Source organism: Dactylosporangium sp. NPDC006015 (genome assembly GCF_040614215.1).
Taxonomy (GTDB): Bacteria; Actinomycetota; Actinomycetes; order Mycobacteriales; family Micromonosporaceae; genus Dactylosporangium; species Dactylosporangium maewongense.
The window spans coordinates 323234-330692 of sequence record NZ_JBEXUD010000008.1; the positions used below are offsets into that span (position 1 = coordinate 323234).

The 7459-nt window shown below is 71.8% G+C and carries 8 protein-coding genes; 2 read left to right on the plus strand and 6 right to left on the minus strand.

Annotation, left to right across the window (positions count from 1 at the left end):
- Window positions 1–31: 31 nt before the first annotated feature.
- The 4 genes from ABZ321_RS17335 to ABZ321_RS17350 form a co-directional block, all read right to left on the minus strand.
- A complete protein-coding gene (locus tag ABZ321_RS17335; protein WP_354892089.1) occupies window positions 32–1528 on the minus strand; it encodes an alkaline phosphatase family protein in 1497 nt (498 codons plus the stop codon).
- A gap of 41 nt (window positions 1529–1569) precedes the next feature.
- Window positions 1570–3009 carry an MFS transporter gene (locus tag ABZ321_RS17340; RefSeq protein WP_354892092.1) on the minus strand — a complete coding sequence of 480 codons (1440 nt, stop codon included), beginning with the start codon at window positions 3007–3009 and terminating at the stop codon, window positions 1570–1572.
- Window positions 2987–3598 (minus strand): winged helix-turn-helix domain-containing protein, encoded by a 612-nt coding sequence (locus ABZ321_RS17345; RefSeq protein ID WP_354892095.1) that lies wholly within the window; start codon window positions 3596–3598, stop codon window positions 2987–2989. The genes ABZ321_RS17340 and ABZ321_RS17345 overlap by 23 nt, the downstream gene beginning before the upstream one ends.
- A gap of 81 nt (window positions 3599–3679) precedes the next feature.
- Entirely contained in the window at window positions 3680–3826 is a 147-nt protein-coding gene (locus tag ABZ321_RS17350) for a hypothetical protein (protein WP_354892098.1), read from the minus strand.
- 33 nt (window positions 3827–3859) lie between these two features.
- Between ABZ321_RS17350 and ABZ321_RS17355 the strand changes: the two genes are divergently transcribed.
- Both ABZ321_RS17355 and ABZ321_RS17360 read left to right on the plus strand, forming a co-directional pair.
- Window positions 3860–4021: a hypothetical protein gene (locus ABZ321_RS17355; RefSeq protein WP_354892101.1), complete on the plus strand. Its 162-nt coding sequence runs from the start codon at window positions 3860–3862 to the stop codon at window positions 4019–4021.
- An 87-nt stretch (window positions 4022–4108) separates the two neighbouring features.
- Window positions 4109–5224: an epoxide hydrolase family protein gene (locus tag ABZ321_RS17360; protein WP_354892103.1), complete on the plus strand. Its 1116-nt coding sequence runs from the start codon at window positions 4109–4111 to the stop codon at window positions 5222–5224.
- A gap of 203 nt (window positions 5225–5427) precedes the next feature.
- Here ABZ321_RS17360 and ABZ321_RS17365 read toward each other — a convergent pair whose 3' ends face one another.
- Window positions 5428–6216 carry an arylamine N-acetyltransferase gene (locus tag ABZ321_RS17365; RefSeq protein ID WP_354892105.1) on the minus strand — a complete coding sequence of 263 codons (789 nt, stop codon included), beginning with the start codon at window positions 6214–6216 and terminating at the stop codon, window positions 5428–5430.
- Window positions 6217–6236: 20 nt separating this feature from the next.
- Window positions 6237–7208 carry an ABC transporter permease subunit gene (locus ABZ321_RS17370; protein WP_354892108.1) on the minus strand — a complete coding sequence of 324 codons (972 nt, stop codon included), beginning with the start codon at window positions 7206–7208 and terminating at the stop codon, window positions 6237–6239.
- Between the last annotated feature and the right edge of the window lie 251 nt (window positions 7209–7459).

A 7459-nucleotide genomic window follows, 5' to 3' on the forward strand; every position in this document is an offset into this window, starting at 1 on the left:
ACGGCCGTCGTGAGGGCCCCGCGGGCAGGGATTACGCGATGCGCAGGTCGTCGATCGCCCAGTACCAGTTGTTGTTGGCGTCGTAGTAGCGGAACTTGACGACCATCCGGGTCGCCCCGGCCGGGACCGTCACGGGCAGCGACTCGACCTTCGCCCGCGCGTCGGCGCTGTAGCGTTTGACGAGCACGTCGGCGCCGCCGTTGAACGACACGAGGACGTCGGCCTTCTGGGCGCCCTCCTGCCGGTAGTGCGTCACGTAGTTGAGCCGGACCGTGCTGCCGGCGGTCACGGTGTAGGACGGGGACAGCAGCGTCGAGTCGAAGCTGGTGCCGCCGGCCTTGTCGTTGAACTCGTCGGAGTCGGCGACGGCGAAGACGCCGCGGGTGCGCAGCGCGTTCTCCCGCTCCTGGCCGCTCTGCGCCCGGCTCCAGAACTCGTCGGTGGTGAAGCTCCAGCCGCGCCACTCGGTGACCCCGCCGGACGGCATGCGGCTGCGGTCGACCGACCAGCCCGTGGGCGCGGTCGGCGTCCAGCCCTTGAGCGTGGCCGGGATGCCGGTCTCGTCGACCCGCGTCTGCAGTGACGGCGCGAGGGTGTCGAACGCGTCGGTGGACCGCACGGAGACGGGCTTGCCGTCCAGGGCGGCGCTCACGCCGAAGTGGCCGAGCGCGGTCGAGGCGACGTCGGCGAGGCGGGTGTCGACCGGCCGCGCGCCGGCCGCGACGCCGGTGCCCTTGGCGAGGACGAACGTGCGGCGCTCGTCGATGCCGCAGCCGCCGTGGCCGCCACCGGGGTTCGCGTGGCCGTGGTCGGTGGTGACGACGACCAACCAGTCCTCGCCGCTGTACGTGGGGCGCGCCGCGATCGCCGCGAGCAGCTGGCCGAGCTGCTGGTCCTGCTTCTCGATCGCGGTCCGGTACGCGGTGCCGGTGCCGCTGGCGTGCGCGACGACGTCGGTGTTGCCCAGGTAGACGAAGGACGCGTCAGGGTTCTCGCTGCGCAGCCGGTTGACCGCGTCGGAGGTGATCTTCGCGTCGGCGCTGACGTAGCCCTCGGCGTCGCCGTCGAACGTGACGCGGGTGTCGATCGCGGTGCCGAACGTGCCCTGCGTGTGCAGCACCGCCCAGTCGACCGCCGAGTAGGTGCGGTAGGCCGGGTTCGCGCTCTCCAGGCGGGTGAGGAAGTCCGGGTAGGTCCCGTACTGCTTGCCGGCGAACGTGTTGTCCTTCACGCCGTGCTTGTCGGGGAACACGCCGGTCGCGATCGTCGACCAGCCGGGCCCGCTGGAGGAGGCCGCGACGCCCGGGCAGTACACGAGGCTCTCGCCGAGGGTGCCGCCGGCGGCGAGGGCGTCGAGGTTGGGCGCGTTCGCGGCCACGACGGCCGCCCAGTTGAGCCCGTCCATGCCGACCACCAGCAGCTTCTTGACGGGCGCGGCCGCGTGCGCGGGCGTTGCGGTGGTGACGAGCGCGGCGCCGGTGAGCGCCAGGCCGGTGGCGAGGGCGCCGGCCACGATCGATCTTTGCATCGAAAACCTCCGAGTCGGGGTCGCGTCGCAACGCATCGAAATCAATCAGGATGAACGGCGTCCCCCCGCAAGGCGGGCTCCCGGATAACAGGTCCGGACCAATTCGCGTTTTCGGCAGATGTACGAGCTGCCGCCACGCCAGCTGCGTCGCCGGATGCGACGGGGAGCGGCTCCGCGGGCCGCGGCGGGGCCGTCGCGGTCGCGGGATTCGGCTTGGTGGGGGTCGCGTTCGCGGCGTGCGGCTTGTCGGGGGTCGCGTTCGCGGGGTGCGGCTTCGCGGGACGTAGGAGGGCTGTCGCGGTCGCTGGGTGCGGCTTCGCGGGGCGCAGGAGGGCTGTCGCGGTCGCGGCGGCGGTGAGGTACAGCAGGGCCTGGCCGTTCAGCAGCGGCACGACGCCGAGCCGGTCGGCGAGCAGGCCGGCGGCGAGCATGCCGGCGCCGCTGCTGCCCTCGAAGACCGCGCCGAACACCCCGAACACCTTGCCCCGGGCGCCGTCGGCGGTCTCCTGCTGCAACAGGCTCACCAGCCCGGTGATCATGACGACGCCGGGCGCGCCGACCAGGATGAACAGCGCGACGTACACCGGAAGGGCCGTCGTCACGAGCGGCCCGTTCCACACCGCCAGCGACAGCAGCCCGAAGGCGCCGGCGCCGACGGCGATCAGCGTGCCGGGCGCCGGCGAGCGGCGGGCCACGGCGAGCAGCAGGCCCAGCGTGATCGCGCCGATCGCCTGGACTCCGCGCAGCAGGCCGGTCTCGGCCGCGCCGCCGCCCAGCTCGCGGGCGACCCACACGACGAACAGCACGACGAAGACGCCCTGCGCGGTGCCGCAGAGCGCGGCGACCCCCAGCGCGGACCAGACCCGGCGCCCGCCGAGGCCGCCGCCACCCGGGGTTTGCGGATCCGCGGCCTCGCGTGCCCCGCCGGCGACGCCCGCGATCAGCAGGCCGGCCGCGAGGAACGTGACCAGGTCCACCGCCACGATCACGGGCAATCCGCTGACCGCCAGGAGCAGGCCGCCCAGCGGGCCGCCCACCAGCCGGCCCGCGTTCTGGCCGAAGCCGAGCAGGGCGTTGGCCGGCACCAGCTCCGCGGCGGGGATCAGGGTCGGCAGCAGCGCGTTCCTGGCCGGGCCGAACACCGCGAGCGCGGCCGCCTCGACGGCGATCACCGCGTAGAGGATCGGCAGGTCGCCCCGGTCGTGGACGAACAGGAGCGGCAGCAGTGCGGCCGCCTGGACCGTCACGACCGTGACCAGCAGCCGGCGGCGGTCCCACCGGTCGGCGAGGTGCCCGGCGACGGGGCCGAGCAGGACCGCGGGTGCCAGCTCGATCAGGAACGCGAACGACGTCTGCAGGGACGAGCCGGTCAGCTGGTACACGAGAATCGGCAGCGCGACCAGCAGCAGCCAGTCGCCCGAGTCGGAGATCAGGCCGGCGAGCCAGAGTCGCCGGAAGTCACGGTGTCGCAGCGGCCGCATCGGGCCCCTCCTCGTCGTCGCGCATGAGCGGAAAGCCGTGGAAGCCCAGGTGGGCCATCTGGGCGCCGTCCGGGGCGTCGTCGCGGGTCGCGGCGATGAGCGGGCGGATCAGCGCGTCGATCTGGTCGCCGAGGACCCGCAGCTCGTCCGGGGTGACCTTCAGCGTGTAGAGCCCGTAGTGGTCGGCGTCCCGCCACCGTGCCGGGGCGTTGTCGCGGCGGGCCAGCCAGTCGCGCACGAGGCGCTGGTCGCGCTGGACGCTGAGGGCGGCGATGGTGGCCGCCTGCCGGCCCTCCGGGGAGTCCGCGTCGGCGTCCGGCTGCACGGAGAAGCCGGTGACCAGGGCCCGCCAGGGCCGCTCGCGCCCGTCCCGCTCGCTCGTGTCGTCCGGCGCGACGAGGCCCGCCTTGGCGAGGGCGCGCAGGTGGTAGCTGCAGTTGGACGGGGTGTCGCCGACCGCCCGCGCGCACTGCGACGCCGTCGCCGGACCGGTGGCGATGAGGTGGCTCAGCAGCTCGTAGCGCACCGGGTGGGCCAGGGTCCGCAGCTCCTCCGGCTCGCTGAGCGTCCGTCGCGCTTCTCTGCCCACCGTGTCCTCCAACTCCTTCAACTCTGAAAGTGACTTTCAGAATGCCACAGGTCGATGCAATGTGAAAGAGTCTTTCAGACCTCAGATCCAGCCGGTCTCGGTCGCGATGCGGATCGCGTCGACGCGGTTGCGCGCGTGCAGCTTCGTCCCGGCGGACATCAGGAGGTCACGGACCGTGCCGACCGACAGCACGAGCGTCGCGGCGACGGCGGGCGGCAGCGGCGGCACTGCACGGGCGCGTCGAGCCGGACGCCGGCGGTCATGAGCACCGGACTCGGCGTCATGGACTTCGTGCTGTTCCTCCTCCTGACCGTCCTGCTCTGCGGCTGGCTCGACCAGTCGCCGACCACGGAACGTCCGGTCGCCGGCTCGAAGACCCGCGTCGCGATGATGGCCCCGAAGCTTCGCCCTCGGCGCCGATAAATCAGGCCCGAAGCTGGCCGTATCTGCGAGCAGGCTGTGCCGTAGCGGGCAGGGATGCCCGAAGCCGATGACCGAGGAGTGCGTGCGATGGGCAACGAGATCACCCCGTTCCGGATCCATGTCGACCAGGCGGAGCTGGACGACCTGGGCCGCCGGCTCGCCGGGGTCCGCTTGCCGGCGCAGGTGCCGGGGGTGGGCTGGGAGCGGGGCGTGCCGGTCGAGCACCTGCGGGAGCTCGTGGACCAGTGGACGAAGTTCGACTGGCGCGCGGTCGAGGAGCAGATCAACCGGCACCCGCAGTACACCACCCGCATCGACGACCAGGACATCCACTTCCTGCACGTCAGGTCCCCTCACGACGGCGCGCTGCCGGTGCTGCTGGCGCACGGCTGGCCCGGTTCGTTCGCCGAGTTCCTCCAGGTCATCGAGCCGCTGACCAACCCCGCCGACCCGGCCGACGCGTTTCACCTGGTGATCCCGTCGCACCCCAACTTCGGCTTCACCGGGCCAGCCGGGGCCGGCTGGGACGCCCGGCGGATCGCCACCGCGTACTCGGAGCTGATGGCCCGGCTCGGCTACGACCGTTACGGCGCGCAGGGCGGCGACTTCGGCGCGTTCATCGCCCCCGACCTCGGCCGCGTCGCACCCGAGCACGTCGTCGGCGTGCACGTCAACGCCGCGACGGCCGGCTTCATCCCGTTCGGCGGCCTGCCCGAGGGCGCCGTGCTCACCGACGCCGAGCAGGCGCGCCTCGACCGGATGCAGCGCTTCCTCGACTCCGGGAACGGCTACTTCCAGATCCAGGCCAGCAAGCCGCACACGCTCGGCTTCGGCCTCGCCGACTCACCCGTCGGGCAGCTCGCCTGGATCGGCGAGAAGTTCCACGACTGGGCCCACCCGGCCGGCTCGATCGACGCCGAGCACGTGCTGACCCACGCGACCCTCTACTGGCTCACCAACACCGGTGCGTCGTCGGCGCAGATGTACTACGAGTCGATGCACACCCACAACTGGCCGACCCCTTCCACCGTGCCGACCGGCGTGGCGAACTTCGCCGAGGACATCGCGATCCGCCAGTTCGCGTCGCAGCTGAACAACATCACCCACTGGGCCGAGTACGACCGCGGCGGCCACTTCGCGGCCCTCGAAGTGCCCGACCTGTTCGTCGACGAGGTCCGCACCTTCTTCCGCACCGTGCGCTGACCCGGCCCGCGGCTGCCCTAGCTGCGGCCGCCCTGGCCGCTGTCGCCCTGGTCCCGCCGTCCGAATCGCTGCCATTGCCGCGGGCAGTCAATTCAGGCGCCTCGTCGCGGGACCGGGCCGACATCGATCACGACCCCACCACTGTCCACAGTGGAGACCAGGTGCTCGTGGCAACGGGCTCGCCGCTGAGCCTGCCTGCCGCCTCAGCCGCGCACGTTGACCACCGGCACGGTGTCCAGCGTGATGCCGAACGTGTCGCGGTACACCGCCAGCACCTCGGCATCGTCCTCCAGAACGCGCTCCGTCCGTCCACCACCGCCACCGTAATCACCATTCCCGCCGACGGGAGCGGTCGTGGTGATCAGGGTGCGCCCACTGAGCGTGACCCGGCCGGTGTCCGTCACGACCGAGCAGGTCAGCTGCCGCGTGAAGTGCGACGCCGGCGACGTCCGGTGCCACCAGCTCAGCGGCGTGAAGTCGCTCAGCTCGTACGGCCGCTGATCCAGCAGGTACTCCCACCCTCCGTCACCGCGGACCGCCAGGTCAGGCCCGTCGGGCAGCACCTCGAAGACGCCCGCCGGGTCGGCCTGCGGACCGGCGACGTCCATTCGCAACGGGTGCTGGGCGAACCTGCCGAACCCGACGTCCACCAGATACGGCGCGTCCAGCTGCACCCGCAGCGCCATGTGATCCAACGGCACCCCGAACCGCTCACCCGTCCACACCCGGCACGAGTGCAACGTCACCTCGTACCCGAGCGACGCCAGCAACGCCGCGAACGCACCGTTGAGCTCGTAGCAGAACCCGCCGCGCCGCCGGTCGACGACCTTCGCGACGAGCGCGGCGGGCTCCAGCACGATCTCTTCTCCGAGGTGCACGCTCAGGTTCTCGAACGGCACCGCCATCAGGTGCGCCCGCTGCAACACCCGCAGCGCGGCCAGGTCGGCGACGGCTGGCCGTGCCACGCCGATCCTCTGCAGGTAGGAGTCCATCGCGCCAGCCTACGTCGCCGTCACGCCACCCTGATCCGCCACAGCGCGAGCGCGGCGAGCAGGAGCGCCGCCGTCACGTACAGCAGCGACTCCAGCCACTGGAAGCGCCAGTAGCGTTCACCAGGGTGATAGGCGACCTCGACATGCAGGTCCAGGGCGGCGAGGCACTGCGCCATGACGTCGAACTGCCCCGACAGGCAGCCGTTGTACCGATCGAGCCCGACCACCTCGCCGTCCGCGGTCAGCAGCCGGCTGTTCGACACGATCCAGGTGTTCGGCACGCTGAGCCCCTCGACGTCCGCATCCTTGCCGAGGAAGCTCAGGTTTCGGATGGCCTCCGCGGACATGACCTGCGACCCGTGCACCGGCGCCGCGAGGTGCGGCCGTGCCACGATCGGCATCGCGATCTGCACCGCCGCGAACAGCAGCGCCGTCAACGCCATCGCCGGCACCGTGCGCCGCAGTAACAGCCCGCACAGCGCACCCAGCACGACGCCGCAGCAGGTGTACGCTACCGGCACCAGGTTGCGCGTGCCGAACATGACCGCGTCGAACCGATCCGCGGCGACCGCGTCGTAGGGACTCGACGCCCACGTCAACAGCAGGCTGAACACCCCGGTCACTGCCGCCGCCGCGACGCACACCACGCCCAGGCGCACGACCAGCCAACGGCGACGGGTCACACTCTGGTTCCAGACGAGCCGATGCGTGCCCGACTCCAATTCCCGGGCGACGAGCGGCGCCCCCCAGAACATGCCGAGCAACGCAGGCGTCACGACCAGCAACGCGTCCACGAGATACAGCCGCCCCTCGAACCGCGACTGAAACTCCCGCAACGCCGATCCACACGCATCCCCGCACCCCGCGACAGCGTCGTGATGCCCGTCGCGGATCTGCACCCCGAGCACGATCAGATACACGGCGAGCACTGCGACCGCACCCCCCGTCACCAGCAGCTGCGCACGCAGCTGCCGCCACGCGAGCCACGTCATCGCGCACCGCCCTGCAGATCGGTGAGACGGAGCTGTTGCTCTGCGAGCCGCGTCATTTGCGCACGGCCCTGCGGGTCGGTGGGACGGAGCTGTCGGTCTGCGAGCCGCGTCAATTGGGCACCGCCGTGCGGATCGGTGGGACGGAGCTGTCGGTCTGCGAGCCGCGTCATTTGCGCACGGCCCTGCGGGTCGGTGGGACGGAGCTGTCGGTCTGCGAGCCGCGTCAATTGGGCACCGCCCTGCGGATCGGT